Raw genomic sequence first — 16,983 nt, 5'->3', positions numbered from 1 at the left:
TTGGTAATATATCTAAATAGTTCTTGCTAAATCTTTTGCATAAGTAGGAGTGCCGACTTGGTCAAATATAACTCCAAGTTCTTCCCTCTCACTTCCAAGTCTAAGCATGGTTTTAACAAAATTACTTCCAAATGATGAGTAAATCCAAGATGTTCTAATGATAATAGAATTTTTTGGATTTATGTCTTGTAGTGCTTTTTCACCATCGAGTTTACTCTTGCCGTAGATATTGCTAGGAGCTGTAAAATCACTTTCAATATATGGCTTATAATTTTTGCCATTAAATACATAATCAGTTGAGATATGAATAAGTTTTATATTTTTTTCTTTTGATATTTGTGCTAAATATTTAACTGATTGATGATTTATAGCATCTGCTTGTTTTTTGTCAGATTCAGCTTTATCAACTGCTGTATAGGCTGCGCAGTTTATTATAATGTCTATGTTATTCATATCTATAAAGTTTCTAATACTCTGTTTATTAGTTATGTCAAGAGAGTTTCTATCTGTAAAGAGAAAATTATATTGGTACTCAGATGCTAATTCGTTAAGTTCATTACCAACTTGCCCTTTTGAACCAGTTACTAAAACACTATTCATAATAATTTATTCCGTACTCAAATAAATCATTTGTTTCTTTTAGTTTTGGTTGTGTTTTATCTTTTGCAGAGAGATTAAGAGAAGATGCATCTACTTGCCAGTTGATTCCTAAATCTGAATCATTAAAAGCAATACCTCTATCATTTTCAGGACTATAATAGTTATCAACTTTGTAAGCAAAGATTGTGTCATCTTCTAAAACAACAAAAGCATGAGCGAATCCACGAGGCACTAAAAGTTGTTTTTTATTTTCACTTGTAAGTTCTACTGCTACATACTTACCAAATGTAGGACTTCCTACTCTAATATCAACCGCAACATCTAAAACTTTTCCTTGGATTACGCGAACAAGTTTTGTCTGAGCAGAGGGAACTAACTGATAGTGAAGACCACGAAGAACGCCTCTAGAACTTTTAGATTCATTGTCTTGGCAAAAGTTTATTTTAAATCCCAAAAAATCTTCAAGTTTATCTTGGCGGAATGTCTCAACGAAATAGCCACGAGTATCCCCATGAACTTTAGGTTCACAGATAACAACATCAGGAATTTCTGTTCTTATAAAGTTCATCGTTTTATAACACCTTCCTCAGCTCTTCTAATAAGATATTGTCCATATTGATTTTTCTTTAGAGGCTCTGCTAATTCAAGAAGTTTTTCTTTAGAAATATATCCCATTTCATAAGCTATTTCTTCAATACAAGCAACTTTTAAAGATTGACGATTTTCAATAGTTTGTATAAATTGAGATGCTTCTAGAAGACTTTCATGTGTACCAGTATCAAGCCAAGCATAACCTCTACCCATAAGTTCAACCTTAAGTCTCTCATCATTGAGATAATCTTGGTTAAGAGTAGTTATTTCTAACTCACCTCTCTCACTTGGTTTTACATCTTTAGCTTTTTTAATTACATCATTTGGATAAAAATATAGACCAATAACTGCATAGTTAGACTTAGGTTTAGTAGGTTTTTCTTCAATACTTGTCACATCACCGTTTTCATTAAACTCAGCAACACCATATCTCTCAGGATCTTTTACATAGTAACCAAAGACTGTTGCTTTATTTTCTTGTTCTGCGTGTTTAACACTTTGAGTGAGAAGGTCAGTTAAGCCATGTCCGTAGAATATATTATCACCAAGGACTAAACAAACATTATCAGCACCTATAAACTCTTCACCCAGTATAAAAGCTTGTGCAAGTCCATCAGGGGAAGGTTGCTCTTTATAGCTAAAGTTCATCCCGATGGCAGAGCCATCACCAAGTAGTTCTTCAAATCTTGGCAAATCCTTAGGAGTAGAAATAATTAAAACTTCAGTAATTCCACAAAGCATTAAAACTGAAAGTGGATAGTAAATCATAGGCTTATCGTAGATGGGAACAAGCTGCTTGCTAACACCTTTTGTTATAGGATAAAGTCTTGTACCAGACCCTCCTGCTAAAATAATTCCTTTCATTTAGTTCCTTTAATTCTTATTGCCAATTGTTATTTCTTAGTTCTTCAATATATTTTTTAATTGTTCTAGTCGGTTTCCAGCCCAAAGCTTCAGTCTTAGCTGTCATTACATCAGCAGTCATTCTGTTACCTTTTCTCTCTGGTAGCATCTGAATTTCACCTTCATACATTTGTGCAATTTCTTTTATACTAAAAGCTTCTGGACTTCCGATGCCAAACTCATCTCCATAACCGTTCTCACCTACAAGAATTAAACCATTTATGATGTCATCTATGTGAGTGAAGTTTCTTTTTTGTGTACCTGGGCTAACGATAGTAAGAGGTTCATTATTTTTCATTTTTTCTTTAAAGAGGGCTATAAGTGTTGCATATTTTCCTGTTTGAATCTCTCTATTTCCATAAACATTGTAAAAATAAGTAATTGCATAAGGAATATTAAACCATGCTCCATAGTTCATTACAAGCTCAGTATTTGTTGCCTTTGTCCAAGCATAGGGACTAGCACTTCTTCCAAGTCCTCCATCTCCAAACTTTGTACTACTTCCAGCATATAGTATTTTACATCCATGTTTTCTAACAAATTGTAGTACTGCAAAAATACCATCTTTGTTAAATTGCCAAACTTTCTCTATGTCATCAAAACTTTGCTCAACTCTTGAGTATTCTCCAAGATGATAGACCATATCTGGTGAAAAATTCACTAAATCTTCAATATCTGAAGTAGAACCTTCAATATAAGTTACATGGGCTACATGGTTTTCTTTAGAGCCTGTAAAATAATTATCTAGACTATATACTTCATTATTTTTGTTTTGTGCTAGGCACTCACATAGATTACTACCAATAAATCCTGCACCACCAGTCACTAAAATACATTTTTTCATTTTTTGCCTTGATTAAAAGTTTGTTATTTTACTAAAAAGATGATTAAAACTGTATAATTGCAAATGCAAAAATATCAACATTTCAATTTTTTAATCAATTTACTATATTCAATTATGAAATTATCTTTAGTAATCCTTTTATTAATGACACTCTCAAGGATTTATTTATTTTTAAACTATGGTGCAACAAATGATTATTCTTATATAGAATTACTTGATGCTTTCTTTTTAGGCTTTAGATTAGATGCAAGTATGATGGCTTACATAAATGCAGTTGGAGTATTATTAATATTTGTTATATGGATATTAAGGATTAAGTTTATTCAAAAATACCTCTATACTTTTTATAGACTATATTTCATCTTATTTTTAACTTTTTTAGCATCTCTTACTTTTGCTGATTTAACATATTTTTCTTTTTTTGGAGAGCACTCTACACTCATGATATTTGGCGTTTTTGATGATGATACAAGTGCACTAGTTAATACGGCTTTGCAAAACTATAATGTTCCATTAGTAGGCTTGTTAATAATCGGATTTTTTACTTTTTTATATTTTATAATTTTAAAAATTATAAAAGTTCATAATAAATTCGAGTTTAGTATTAGATGGTTCAACCAACTAGCTATTTTTCTTTTTATTATTGTAGGAGTAGCATTATTGGGTAGAGGTTCAGTAGGTATTTTTCCCTTGGCATACAGCATCTCAGATGTCAGTCAAGATCCACTTGTTAACAGACTACCACAAACTCCAAGCTTTGCTATTTTTGATTCATATAACCAATACACTAAGAGTAAGACCGGAAATTATAACCTAATAAAAACTGTTGGATATAGAGGCAAGATGCCAAAAGCCTTTGAAGTCTTTAAACAGACTAAAGATATTGATAGAAAGAACCTTTTAAATAATTTAGTTCAACAAACATCAAAAAATAAACAACTAAAAGGTAGGCTGCCTCATGTTGTAGTTATAATGGTTGAAAGTTTTGGAATGCCTCTTTTTGATTACCAAAGTGACAGTTTCAATATCATGGGAAAACTAAAAAAACATTTTGAAGAAGATATATTATTTACATCTTTTATCTCAAGTTCTAATGGAACAATAGTTTCTCTTGAACCCTTGCTTTTAAATATTACAGCTCGCCCAAAATCTACATCATTTGCCCAAAGTTCATATTTAAACACTCATTTTACACAAGCAAGTGCAAAGGTCTATGCAGATGCAGGATATGAAACAAGCTTCGTATATGGTGGAGATTTGTTTTGGAGAAATGTTGGTAGTTTTATGTCAAGACAGGGCTTTGAGCATACAAGAGGAAAAGGTGCGATAGCAATATCCTTAGATAAAAATATTGATTCTATCTCTCACGACTGGGGTGTCTTTGATGAGTACTTATACAGCTATGTTTATAAAATGTTAGAGAATGCTATCAAACCACAGTTTATATTTGTATTGACAACTAATAACCACCCTCCATACACTATTCCAACTCATTATAAATCAAATTCTTTAGAAATATCAAAAGATTTAAAAGAACACATAAGTGGAGATTTAGATTTATTAAAGAGAAGATTCAAAGATTATGCTTATGCTGTTGATAGTGCAGGTGAGTTTTTAGACAAGATAAAAAGTTCATCATTAGCAAAAAATAGTGTGGTAGCAATTACTGCTGATAATAATACAGTTGAAGGTGTAATGAAATATGATGATTACTATACTCAAACAAAAAGAGTCCCCTTTTATATATATTTACCAGATGATATGAAGCAAAAAGAAGCTATTGATACAACTGTAGCATCCTCTCATAAAGATATATTCCCAACACTTTATAACTTAACTCTTTATAATAAAAAATATACAGCTATAGGAACTAACCTACTCGATAAAAATATTTTACATTGTGGTTTTAATGATGCAGGTGTTATAATGTTGAAAAATGGTGGGTTTAAAGCTACTAAAGCTATATCGGATGAGCAAAAAGAGTGTTCTGAGTATTACAAAGCCTCATTGGCAGTAACTGAATACCTAATCAAGTCACATAAGAAATAGGAAAGTATTTGAAAAAAGTTTTAAAGCGTTTTTGGCCATATATAAAAGAGTATAGATTACAGTATCTTTTAGTTTTATTTGGAATTATCTTAACGGTTGCTGCAACAACTGCTACTGCTCATATTATGAAGCCACTGATGGATGATATGTTTATAGATAGAAAAGAAGAGATGCTTTATCTTATCCCGATTGGACTTACTGGTATTTATTTTGTAAAAGCAATTGGTCGTTATATACAATCAGTTTATATGAATTATATTGGACAGCATATAATGTCAAGGTTTAGAGAGATTTTACTTTCTAAAATAATAAGTTTAGATATGAGCTTTTTATATAAAAATAGAAGTGGTGAACTTATTTCTAGGGTAATAAATGATATTGGCCGTATAGAATATTTTGTCTCAAATATGCTTCCGGAACTTTTTCGTGAAAGTATAACGATAGTTGCACTTCTAGCATATGTTATATATTTAAATCCTTTACTTGCTTTTTATTCATTAATACTTGTCCCAGTTGTTATTTATCCACTGATTTTAATAGCGAGAAAATTAAAAAAGTATTCACATCGTTCTCAAGAGAAAAGCGCGGATGTGGTTACTCGTTTAACAGAAGTTTTTAATAACAGTGAAATTATCAAAGCAAATGCAACTCAAAATTATGAAATGGACCGTTTTAGCATAGAAAACTGGAAATTTTTTAAGATAAATATGAAGTCCGTTTATGTTGGTGAGATAGTTTCTCCAATGATGGAAATAATAGGTGCTTCAGGACTTGCTATGGTTATCTTTGTTGGTGGTAAAGAAGTTTACAATGAAAGTATGACAGTTGGAGAGTTTACAGCATTTTTAACTGCTGTAGGGCTTGTTTTTCAACCTATCCGTAGAATAAGTTCAATCTATAGGAAGATTCAAGATGCTGTAGCAGCAAGTGAGAGAGTTTTTGAAGTACTTGATACTAAAAATAAAATTGTCGATGGAAAAGAACTTTTAATAGAAGATATTAGAGAAATAAAATTTAATAATGTTGTTTTAAAATATGATGATACTTATGCATTAAATGATGTGAGTTTAGATATAAAACAGGGTGAAAATATCGCTCTGGTTGGAGATAGTGGTGGAGGGAAAAGTACTTTTATAAATATGCTACTTCGATTTTATGACCCAAATTCAGGAAATATTTTAGTTAATTCTAAAGATATAAAAGTCTATACACAAGACTCTTTAAAACACCATATTTCACTTGTTACTCAAAGAATATATATATTTCAAGATTCACTTGCAGCAAATGTTGCTTATGGTCAAGATATAGATGAATTAAGAGTAAGTGAAGCTCTAAAATTAGCAGATGCCTCAGGTTTTGTTGAGTCTTTAGAAAATGGCATCCATACTCAAATGGAAGAGTTTGGAGCTAACCTTTCTGGTGGTCAGCGTCAAAGAGTTGCCATAGCAAGAGCCATATATAAACATTCATCACTTTTACTTTTTGATGAAGCAACTTCAGCGCTTGATAATGAGAGTGAAAAAAGAATTCAAGAAGCTCTTGATGAATATACAAAAGATAAAATCACTATTACTATTGCCCATAGACTTAGCACTATAAAACACGCTGATAAAATTTTAGTTATTCAACAAGGTTGCATAGTTGCATCTGGAACTCATGATGAACTTTTGGCAAACTCAGAGATTTATCAAAGATTAGCTGGAAAGTTTGACGAGTAGGATTAATAGACTTATTAGCAAAATTTAGAGATAATCGCGGTAATTAATAAAATATGGATTATCAATATGCTCGATTTTGCAAAATTTACAAAATATTCAAAACCTGGACCAAGATATACAAGTTACCCAACTGCACTAGAATTTAGTGATGCTTATGGTTATAATGAATATATAACAAAACTTCAAACTCAAGATTCTTCTAGACCTTTAAGTCTTTACTTCCACTTGCCTTTTTGCAGAAATGCTTGTTATTTTTGTGGCTGTAATGTTGTTTTTACCTCAAAAGAAGACAAAATGCTTCGTTATATGGACTACTTAAAAAGAGAATTAGAAATACTCTCACAGCATCTAGACTGTAAACGAAATGTTATACAGATGCACTTTGGTGGTGGAACTCCAACTTTTTTTACAGCTTCTCAATTAAAAGAAATTATAGAGAATATAAAATCATACTTTCCAAATTTTGTAGATGGTGCAGAAATAAGTTGTGAAATAGACCCTAGACATATCGATGAAGACCAGATGCGTGTGATGAGTGAAGCAGGTTTCAATCGTGTAAGTTTTGGTATTCAAGATTTTAATGAAAAAGTTCAAGTTGCAGTTCATAGGGTTCAGCCTTATGCGATAACTAAAGATGCAATGGATTTAGCTAGAAAATACAATATGCACTCGGTAAATACTGACCTTATTTATGGACTTCCATATCAAACACTAGAAACTTTTAAAGAAACTTTATCTCTTGCTTTAACACTTGACCCAGATAGATTTGCAGTTTTTAACTATGCTCATGTTCCTTGGATGAAAAAAACAATGAGAAAGATTGATGAAACAACTCTTCCTCTACCAGATGAAAAATTACAAATCATGCAATATACAATAGACTTTTTAACTTCTCATGGTTATAAAATGATTGGAATGGATCACTTTGCTAAACCAGAAGATGAACTTTTTAAGGCTATAAAAAAAGGCGAACTTCATAGAAATTTTCAAGGTTATACAACAAAAGGTGGAGCTGACTTAATAGGGGTTGGATTAACTTCTATCGGTGAAGGTGTTGACTCATATAATCAAAACTTCAAAGATATGAAAGAGTATGAAAAAGCCATAGATGCTGGAAAGTTACCATTTGAAAGGGGAGTTGTTTTAAATGAAGATGACCAAATAAGACAATTTGTAATTATGGAGTTGATGAGTAACTTTAAACTTGATATTAAAAGGTTTGATAAGTTATTTAATGTAGAGTTTAAAACATATTTTGCAGATGCGATAGAAGCACTTAAACCATTTGTCGAAGATGAACTTTTAACTATGGATGAAGAGCATATAGAGTGTAGTGAAACTGGAACTTTGCTTATTAGAAATATTGCGATGCCTTTTGATGCTTATATGAAAAAACATGCAGCAAACTCTAAGACATTTTCAAAAACGGTGTAGATATTGAGTAAAACAACAGAGGAAATTTTCAATTATATAGATATAACTGATGACTGTATTAAATGTGCAAAGTGTGTTCCTGTTTGTACTATTTACAGAGTAAATCCAGATGAGGTAACTTCTCCTCGTGGTTTTTTAGACCTTTTAGGGGCGTATCAAAGAGGAAACCTAGACTTAGATGAAAATGTAAAAGAGATTTTTGAGAGTTGTTTTTTATGTACTGCTTGTGTTGAGGTTTGTCCAAAATCACTTCCAACAGATATGGTAATAGAGCAAGTCCGTTCAGACATAGCAAAAAAGTTTGGTATTGCTTGGTATAAAAGAGCTTTTTTTCTCTTGCTTCGTCATAGATGGATGAATGATTTAGCTTTTAAGTTAGGTTGGGTTTTTCAAACTTGTGGATTTAAGATAAAAGCTGACATAGACTCTATGAACTCTCGTTTTTCATTTCCAATGTTAAAAGCAGATAGACTTCTTCCAAGTCTTACAAAAACATCATTTTTAAATTCTCACCCTGAAAATATAAATAATGGTGGAAAAAGAAAAGTAGCAATTTTTATAGGCTGTTTAGGAAATTACAATTACAAAGATGTTGGAGAAGGACTTTTAGAGATACTAAAACATTTAGAAATAGATGCTTTTTTAGCAAAGAGTCAAAAATGTTGTTCTGCTCCTGCTTATTTTACGGGCGATTTTGATACAGTTGATTATAACGCTAAGTTTAATATAGAGTATTTTGAGAGTTTTAGTAGTGATGTTGAGGCTATTATAGTCCCAGAAGCAACCTGTTCTGCAATGCTTAAAATTGATTACGAACACTACTTTCATGACCAACCTGAGTGGAAGGCTAGGGCAACAGCGATTAAAGATAAAATTTTTATGGCTACAGAATGGCTCCAACATCATACGCATCTAGAAGAACTTTTAGCAACAAGAAAAAAAGATACTAAAATAGTTACATACCATGATCCTTGTCATGCAAAAAAGATGCAAGGTATTCATGAAGAACCAAGAAACTTGATAAGTAAAAATTACAATATTGTAGAGATGAGTGACCCAAATTCTTGTTGTGGATTTGGTGGGGTGACTATGCAGAGTGAGAAATATCACTTTGCAAAAGCTGCTGGACTTCCAAAAGCAGCTATGATAAAAAATACAAAAGCAGATATCGTAAGTGCTGAGTGTAGTGCTTGTCGTATGCAGATAAATGACTCTATGGGTAATGAATCAACAACCATATTTAAAAACCCTATTGAGCTTATTGCTGAAGCTTTGAGGAAATAACACATTTACAAATTAGAGGTTAAACTATGAAAATAAGTGAAATACTAAAAGATACTAACTATAAACTAACACAGTTTACAACAGAGCAAATCCAAGAGATAGAATCATTGATTTTCCAAAAAGAATTAAGAGGGAAAGAAGTTAATTTTATAAAATGTTTAGTAAGAAAAAAAGATATTCAAGTGAAGCCTGAAGAGTTAGTACGACAATTATTTTTATTATCACTTCATAAAGATTATGATTATCCTTATAGTCGTATGAAAATAGAATATGCAGTACATTTTGGAAGAGAAGTAAAACGGGCTGATATAGTTATCATGGACAAGATACAGCCTACTGTTCCTTATATCGTCATAGAAGTTAAAAAGCCAAAATTAAAAGATGGAAAAGAGCAGTTAAAGAGTTATTGTAACTCTACGGGTGCAACTATTGCTATATGGAGTAATGGTGAACAAACTATTTATTATCATAGAAAAGACCCTAATTATTTTGAACCTATTCCTGATATTCCAAAAGCAAAACAAATCATTAAGAGATGTTTTACAAGAAAAATTTACTATACAAGATTTAATCAAAAAAGATATTTTAAAAACTCAAAAAAGAAGTCTTAAAAGTATCGTTTTAGATATGGAAGATGAAGTTTTAGCAAATGCAGGAGTAGATGTTTTTGAAGAGGTATTTAAACTTATATTTATAAAATTATTTGATGAGCTTCAAAATACAAGAGGATTAACTGAAAATCTTGAGTTTAGGAACTATGGTGAAAGTGATGGAGAATTAAAAGAGAAAATTGAGGATATATTTTTACAAGCAAGAAAATATTGGAATGGTATATTTAAAGATGATGAGACTATAGAACTTACACCATCACATTTATCTGTATGTGTTAGTTCACTTCAAGATATAAAATTATTTAACTCAAATCTTGATGTTATAGATGATGCCTTTGAGTATTTGGTAAATAAAAATGCAAAAGGTGAAAAAGGTCAATACTTCACTCCAAGATATGTAATAGATATGTGTGTAAAAATAATGAATCCACAAGAAAATGAATATATGATGGATACAGCATCTGGAAGTTGTGGTTTTCCTATTCATACCGTTTTTGAAGTATGGAAAAAGATATATAAAAGATTAGGTATACCATCATCTGATTTATTAACCGCAGAAGCAAAACATCCTATAGCTTTAGAGTATGTAAAAGAAAAAGTATTTGGTATTGATTTTGATAAAAAGACTGTACGAGTTGCTAGAATGTTAAATATCATAGCTGGAGATGGTCATACAAATGTTTTAAATATGAACTCATTGGACTTTGAGCGATGGGACGAAAATACAAAAGATGAAGCTTGGCAAGATACTTATTTTGAGGGTTGGAAAAGACTTAAAAAGTTAAGAAGTATAAAAAATGAAAACAAAGAGTTTGAGTTTGACATAGTAATGGCAAATCCACCTTTTGCAGGGGATATAAAAGAAAGCCGTATTATACATCGATATGATTTAGGTAAAAAAATGGTAAAACGAGCAGGAGCATCCATTAATGAAGAATCAATACATAAAGGATGGCATAGTAAAATTTCCAGAGATATACTTTTTATAGAAAGAAATCTTGATATGCTTAAAAGTGGTGGTCGTATGGCTGTTGTTTTGCCACAAGGAAGATTTAATAACTCTAGTGATAAATTTGTAAGAAATTTTATTGCTGATAAATGTAGAATTTTAGCCGTTGTTGGACTTCATGGAAATGTATTTAAACCTCATACAGGAACTAAAACAAGTGTTTTGATAGTGCAAAAATGGGATGATAGACTTTGCCCTAAAAAAGATGATTATAATATCTTCTTTGCAACCATGCAAGAATCATCAAAAGATAATAGTGGCGAAAAAATATATGTTAAAAATGAAGATGGTACAAATAGACTTGATGACCATGACCACTTAATAGTAAAGCATGACTTATTTAATCATGATGGTGTTACACAAGACGGAATAGCAGAAGCTTTTAACGAGTTTGCTAAAAAGGAGAATTTGAGTTTTTCGGGAAAGTAGATAGCCCATTTGATAAAGTAAAATATAATGCTTTGTTAGATGGGCTTGAAGCTATTGAACTTAAACTTAGTGAAACTATAAATAAAAATATTTTTAGAATAGATGCAGAGCATTATAGATTAATATATTTGAGTATAAAACAAACTTTAGAAAAGCATAAATTAATGGATTTATCAAGTTTAGTAACTCAGAATATATCAACTGGACATACTCCATCAATGAGTAAAGAAGCTTTTTATGGAGGTACAATTAAATTTATAAAAACTAATAATTTAAGAGACAACTATATTAAACCACATTTTGATCATTATTTATCACAACTAGGTCATGATGATATAAAAAGAACACAATTAAAAAAAGATGATATTATTGTTACCATTATAGGTGCAACTCAAAAAATAGTAGGTCGTGCTACAAAAATATCTGAAAATATTTTACCTGCTAATATAAATCAAAATATTGCACTTATTAGAGTTGATAGAAATAAAATTAATCCTGATTTTATAAATATTTATTTAAACTCATACTATGGAAAACAATATCTTTATTATTTATCGAGACAGACTGAACAAGTTAATTTAAATTGTGAAGAAGTAGGAAGGGTACAAGTTCCTATTTTTTCTAATATATTTCAAACAAAAATTGAAGAATTAGTAATATCATCACATCAAAAACTAGAAGAAAGCAAAAAACTTTATAAACAATCAGAAGAACTACTTTTAAAAGAACTTGATTTATTAGATTTTGAACCATCAAAAGAAAAAATAGCTATAAAAACATTTAGTGAAAGTTTCGGAGATAGTGGGCGACTTGATAGTGAATATTATCAGCCTAAGTACAACCAAATAGTAGAAAGTATCAAAAAAATCAATTATGATAGTTTAGATAATATTGTAAATATAAATAAATCTATAGAGCCAGGAAGTGAAGCTTATCAAACAACTGGTATACCATTTATAAGAGTTTCAAATCTTACAAAACTTGGCTTGTCTGAACCTGATATTCACTTATCAGAGAATTTATTTGATAAAGAAATATTAAAAAAATTACAACCAAAAATAGATACTATTTTATTATCAAAAGATGGAACGGTAGGAATAGCTTATAATATTAAAAAAGATACAAATATCATAACTTCTGGTGCTATGCTTCATCTAACTATAAAAAAATGATAAAGTATTACCTGAATACTTAACACTTGTATTAAATAGTTTAGTAGTACAAATGCAAAGCCAAAGAGATGCAGGTGGTTCTATAATCAAACATTGGAAACCATCTGAAATAGGAGAAGTTTTAATACCTATTCTTAATGATACAATCCAAACAAAAATAGAAGAAAAAATAAAAGAATCTTTTAAATTAAAAGAGGCATCAAAACAACTTTTAGAAGTAGCAAAAAGAGCTGTTGAGATTGCTATAGAAGATGGGGAAGATTTGGCTATGGAATTTATAGGAGAAAGTTATGAGTAGTGGAAAAGTAGATACAAATATTGAAAGTATTGTGAATGATTTAAAAACTATTTCTTGGCAACAAGTTTTAAATGAAGCTATAACGAACTCTTTACAAGCAAATGCAACAAAGATAAAAATAAAATTCATGCAAGGTGCGTTAGATTTAAATGATACAAAAAAATATATTGATTCTATAGTTGTAGAAGATAATGGAGATGGATTTAATGATATAAATACCAAATCATTTAAAGAATACAAAACGCAACATAAAAAAGAATTTGGATGTAAAGGGATAGGTAGGTTCTTCTATTTAAAAGTTTTTGATAAAGTTGATATTGAAAGTCTAGATAAAAAAATTAATTTTATTATTAGTCAAGATATTAATATTCAAGATAATTTAAAAAAAGTAGATATTACAACCGTAAATTTTAAAGAACCAAAAGTTAAATTTGTAGTTGATTATGATAAGTATAAAGATGAATTGAATGACCATTTTTTAGCTTATTTTAAATTATTAAAAGATAAAAAATTATCTATAACAATAGATGTATATGAAAACTCAATAAAACAGTTTGATATTAAAAGTGATGATATTCCAAAATTTGAAACTAATAAATTTAAAATAGGCACATATGATTTTACTTTAGATTATATTATAAATGATGATAATATAAAGAATTATGATGGTTTTTATTGTGCTGGTGGTAGGGTTGTTATAAAAAATAGTTATTTAGATAGTAGTAAAAAATTTAAGTTTTTTAAAAAAGTTAATATATTATTTCTTTTATCCTCTAATTATTTTGATAATAATGTAAATGAAACAAGAGATGATTTTTCAATATATCGCAAACAAAGAAATGATGATATATTTCATAATTTATCTTGGACAGAAATACAGACTGAACTAAAAACTCAAATTAAACAAATTGCAAAAGATAATGATATAGATATAGATAAATTATCAAAAGAAAGCCGTAAAAAAGCTTTAGATGATGTTCCGTTTTTAGCATATTATTTACAAAATAATGATAATTATGAGGACTATGAAACATTAAAAGAAATGCTAAAAAAATGTTAGAAGATGATAAAATTTTTATCAGAGATAGCAAAAATAATGTGGATGCTGATTATCAAGAAAAGTTGTCAATAATAACACAAGCAGAATTAGCAGAGTATATTTTTGATAGACAAGTGACTATTGATAGGTTAAAAGCACTTACAGATAAAAAAGTAATTGAAAAAGAGATTCATAACCTTTTTATGAAACAATATACTAAAGATGAAGAAGGCAATTATAAAAGTAATAACCTATGGCTTTTTGATGATAGATTTATGAGTTATGATAAAGTATTTAGTGAAGCTAGGCTAAAAGTGATTTTTCCAAAGTTAAGTGAAAACTTACTTAAACCAGATATATTAAGTATAGTATCAAATACTTATGAAAAAGAAGAAATTACAGATATTGTAATTATAGAACTTAAAAGACCAGATGAAAAAATAACTCCAGCAGAAGCACAAAGACAATTGAGAAGTTATGCAGATTACATAAATCATAGTAGAGAATTTAATAATAAAATTAGAATATGGGCTTATGCTTTTTTAAGTTTTAATCCAGATACTGAACGAGATTTAAGACTGGATGAATATAATACAATTCCTACTAATAGTAAGTATCCCATCTATTATAAATATAGTCATGCTACAAATATAATAATAAATTTTTTGGATTATACATCTATTGCATTTGATGCTGACAATAGAAATAAAACATTTATGAAAATATTAAGTGGTGATACAATAAAGAACAATACTAATGACTAATGACTTAATAACATACAACGATGGTGAACTAGAATTAAATGTATCCATAGAAAAAGAAACAGTGTGGCTAACACAAAAGCAATTAGGGGAACTTTTTAGTGTAGAATCTCATAATATAACTTATCATATAAAAAATATCTATAAGCAAAAAGAACTAGATAAAAATCCAACTACTCAAAGAATTAGAGTAGTTCAAAAAGAGGGAAACAGAGAGGTTCAAAGAGAAGTAGAGCATTATAATCTTGATATGATTATCTCTATTGGCTATAGAGTAAACTCGATTACTGCTACAAAATTTAGACAGTGGGCTACATCTGTATTGAAAAACTATATTCAAAATGGTTATGCTATAAATAGAGAAAAGATAACCCAACAAAGGTTACAATCATTAGAGAATGATATGACTCTTTTAAAATCACATATTAAAAATAATACAATAGAAATAAAGCAAGGGATATTTTTCCAAGGAGAAATATTTGATGCTTATCTATTTGTATCTGAGATAATTAAAAATGCTAAAAAATCAGTTGTATTAATAGATAATTACATTGATGAATCAGTATTGACATTATTGTCTAAAAATCAGAATATACATATAATCATCTATACTCAATCAATATCAAAACAGTTAAAGCTAGATGTACAAAAATACAATAAACAATACAATAATCTACATGTAAAGATTACTAAAAACTTCCATGATAGATTTATGATAATAGATGACAATGAAGTTTATCATATTGGGGCTAGTTTGAAGGACTTAGGCAATAAAGTTTTTGCATTTAGTAAGATTGATATTGACAGTATTAATATTATAAAAACACTGTAGTATAAAAGAAAATAAGAAATAGGAAAACAAATAATGAATAACTGGAATTATATATACGATACCTTTGACCCAATAGCTTTTTACATATTTTCTTTTCCTGTACATTGGTATGGAATCATGTATGTCTTAGCCCTTGTGAGTGCTTTCTTTATAGGTAAAGCATTTATTAAAAAAGATAAACTTGATTTTAAAAGTAAAGATTTAGATAACTATTTTATATATGTAGAGATTGGGGTTATTTTAGGCGCGAGATTGGGTTATATTCTTTTTTATGATACTCAAACAATGTATTATATTACTCATCCTTGGGAAATTTTTAACCCATTTCAAAATGGTGAATTTGTAGGTATCCGTGGCATGAGTTACCATGGTGCAGTTATAGGTTTTTTACTTAGCACTTATATTTATTCCATAAAACATAAAATTGCTTTTGGAAAGATTATGGATTTAGTTGCTCTTTCTATTCCTTTAGCTTTTGTTTTTGGAAGAATTGGAAACTTTTTAAATCAAGAACTTATAGGTCGTGAAACTGATGTTAGTTGGGGTATATTAGTTGATGGTGTTCTTCGTCATCCATCTCAACTTTATGAAGCTGTTCTTGAAGGCTTTGGGGTTTTTCTTGTAGTATTTATCTATAAAAAATATCAAAAATTTAGTGGAGAACTAATTTTAATCTATGCTATTAGTTATGGAATTCTGAGAGCTATTGCAGAGATATATCGTGCTCCTGATGTGCAAATTGGATATGTTTGTTGCAACATGATAACTCAAGGTCAAGTTATGAGCCTAGGTATGAGTTTTGTAGGTATTTTAGCTTGGTTTTATTATAAACATAATAGTAGAGATATAGTTAATCGTTATTAAGTTTTTCTATGATGACGATGAAGTTTTTTATCTCTATGCACCGAGCCTTTCCAAAAATGATTTACTAGCCAATAACCACTGAATGAACCAACTATTGCATAAATCAAAGTTCCAAAATACAAGTCTATAAAAATATCATCAAGATGTTCGCTAAACCACTCTAAAGTCATCTCAACACAAAGTGGTTCACTCCCTAAAATATAGGAGCCTGTAAGGTACTCGATATAGTACATTGGAGGCATTGTAAAAGGGTTACTTAACCAACACATAGCAAGAGCGATGGGAACATTAAACTTAAAAAAAGGCATCATGGCTAATACTAAAACCATCTGCATAGGCATCGGTATGAAAGCTATAAAAAGACCTATGAAAACTGCTTTTGAAACCATTTTACGATTTGTTGAGAGGTACTCAGGCGGAACTTTATATTTTTTTATAAACTTTTTTAGTTTTTCACTTTTACTTATTTTTTTAAGATTTCTTCTGACCATAATTTACCATTATATTTTAATTGTCGTGATTATATCGATAATATGCTAAAATTC

The 16,983-nt window shown here is 29.6% G+C and carries 13 protein-coding genes and 1 pseudogene; 9 read left to right on the top strand and 5 right to left on the bottom strand.

Annotation, left to right across the window (positions count from 1 at the left end; genetic code table 11):
• Nucleotides 1-12: 12 nt before the first annotated feature.
• Genes rfbD through MOV50_RS02525 form a run of 4 tightly spaced genes read right to left on the bottom strand, consistent with a single transcriptional unit; the run spans nt 13 to nt 2,938 of the window.
• Nucleotides 13-600 (bottom strand): dTDP-4-dehydrorhamnose reductase, encoded by a 588-nt coding sequence (gene rfbD, locus MOV50_RS02540; RefSeq protein WP_321778862.1) that lies wholly within the window; start codon nt 598-600, stop codon nt 13-15.
• Nucleotides 593-1,168, bottom strand: a complete 576-nt coding sequence (rfbC, locus tag MOV50_RS02535; protein WP_321778861.1) for a dTDP-4-dehydrorhamnose 3,5-epimerase — start codon at nt 1,166-1,168, stop codon at nt 593-595. The genes rfbD and rfbC overlap by 8 nt, the downstream gene beginning before the upstream one ends.
• On the bottom strand, nt 1,165-2,055 hold the full coding sequence (gene rfbA, locus MOV50_RS02530; protein ID WP_321778860.1) for a glucose-1-phosphate thymidylyltransferase RfbA: 891 nt from the start codon (nt 2,053-2,055) through the stop codon (nt 1,165-1,167). The genes rfbC and rfbA overlap by 4 nt, the downstream gene beginning before the upstream one ends.
• 16 nt (nt 2,056-2,071) lie before the next feature.
• Entirely contained in the window at nt 2,072-2,938 is an 867-nt protein-coding gene (locus MOV50_RS02525) for an NAD-dependent epimerase/dehydratase family protein (protein ID WP_321778859.1), read from the bottom strand.
• A 114-nt stretch (nt 2,939-3,052) separates the two neighbouring features.
• Here MOV50_RS02525 and MOV50_RS02520 point away from each other — a divergent pair, with 114 nt between their 5' ends.
• The 9 genes and pseudogenes from MOV50_RS02520 to lgt all read left to right on the top strand — a co-directional run bounded on the left by MOV50_RS02520 (nt 3,053) and on the right by lgt (nt 16,438).
• The gene (locus tag MOV50_RS02520; protein WP_321778858.1) at nt 3,053-4,987 is read left to right on the top strand and encodes an LTA synthase family protein; all 1,935 of its coding nucleotides are present in this window, start codon (nt 3,053-3,055) and stop codon (nt 4,985-4,987) included.
• A gap of 8 nt (nt 4,988-4,995) precedes the next feature.
• Nucleotides 4,996-6,705, top strand: coding sequence for an ABC transporter ATP-binding protein (locus MOV50_RS02515; RefSeq protein WP_321778857.1), 1,710 nt, complete (start codon nt 4,996-4,998; stop codon nt 6,703-6,705).
• A gap of 66 nt (nt 6,706-6,771) precedes the next feature.
• The gene (hemN, locus tag MOV50_RS02510) at nt 6,772-8,139 is read left to right on the top strand and encodes an oxygen-independent coproporphyrinogen III oxidase (RefSeq protein WP_321778856.1); all 1,368 of its coding nucleotides are present in this window, start codon (nt 6,772-6,774) and stop codon (nt 8,137-8,139) included.
• Nucleotides 8,140-8,142: 3 nt separating this feature from the next.
• Nucleotides 8,143-9,423, top strand: coding sequence for a (Fe-S)-binding protein (locus MOV50_RS02505; protein ID WP_321778855.1), 1,281 nt, complete (start codon nt 8,143-8,145; stop codon nt 9,421-9,423).
• Between the two features lie 26 nt (nt 9,424-9,449).
• Nucleotides 9,450-12,942 (top strand): annotated as a pseudogene (locus MOV50_RS13480) (N-6 DNA methylase).
• The gene (locus MOV50_RS02480; protein ID WP_321778851.1) at nt 12,935-14,002 is read left to right on the top strand and encodes an ATP-binding protein; all 1,068 of its coding nucleotides are present in this window, start codon (nt 12,935-12,937) and stop codon (nt 14,000-14,002) included. The pseudogene MOV50_RS13480 and the gene MOV50_RS02480 overlap by 8 nt, the downstream one beginning before the upstream one ends.
• Entirely contained in the window at nt 13,996-14,745 is a 750-nt protein-coding gene (locus MOV50_RS02475; RefSeq protein WP_321778850.1) for a hypothetical protein, read from the top strand. The genes MOV50_RS02480 and MOV50_RS02475 overlap by 7 nt, the downstream gene beginning before the upstream one ends.
• Nucleotides 14,738-15,574, top strand: a complete 837-nt coding sequence (rhuM, locus tag MOV50_RS02470) for a RhuM family protein (protein ID WP_321778849.1) — start codon at nt 14,738-14,740, stop codon at nt 15,572-15,574. Before MOV50_RS02475 ends, rhuM begins: the two co-directional genes overlap by 8 nt.
• 33 nt (nt 15,575-15,607) lie before the next feature.
• Nucleotides 15,608-16,438 (top strand): prolipoprotein diacylglyceryl transferase, encoded by an 831-nt coding sequence (gene lgt, locus MOV50_RS02465; protein ID WP_321778848.1) that lies wholly within the window; start codon nt 15,608-15,610, stop codon nt 16,436-16,438.
• On the opposite strand, the gene MOV50_RS02460 is transcribed toward lgt, so the two are convergent.
• Nucleotides 16,435-16,929: a DUF2062 domain-containing protein gene (locus tag MOV50_RS02460; RefSeq protein ID WP_321778847.1), complete on the bottom strand. Its 495-nt coding sequence runs from the start codon at nt 16,927-16,929 to the stop codon at nt 16,435-16,437. The two genes, lgt and MOV50_RS02460, sit on opposite strands and share 4 nt — an antisense overlap.
• Between the last annotated feature and the right edge of the window lie 54 nt (nt 16,930-16,983).

The organism is Sulfurimonas sp. (assembly GCF_029027585.1).
GTDB lineage: Bacteria > Campylobacterota > Campylobacteria > Campylobacterales > Sulfurimonadaceae > Sulfurimonas.
This window is presented reverse-complemented; position numbering and strand designations above follow the sequence as displayed.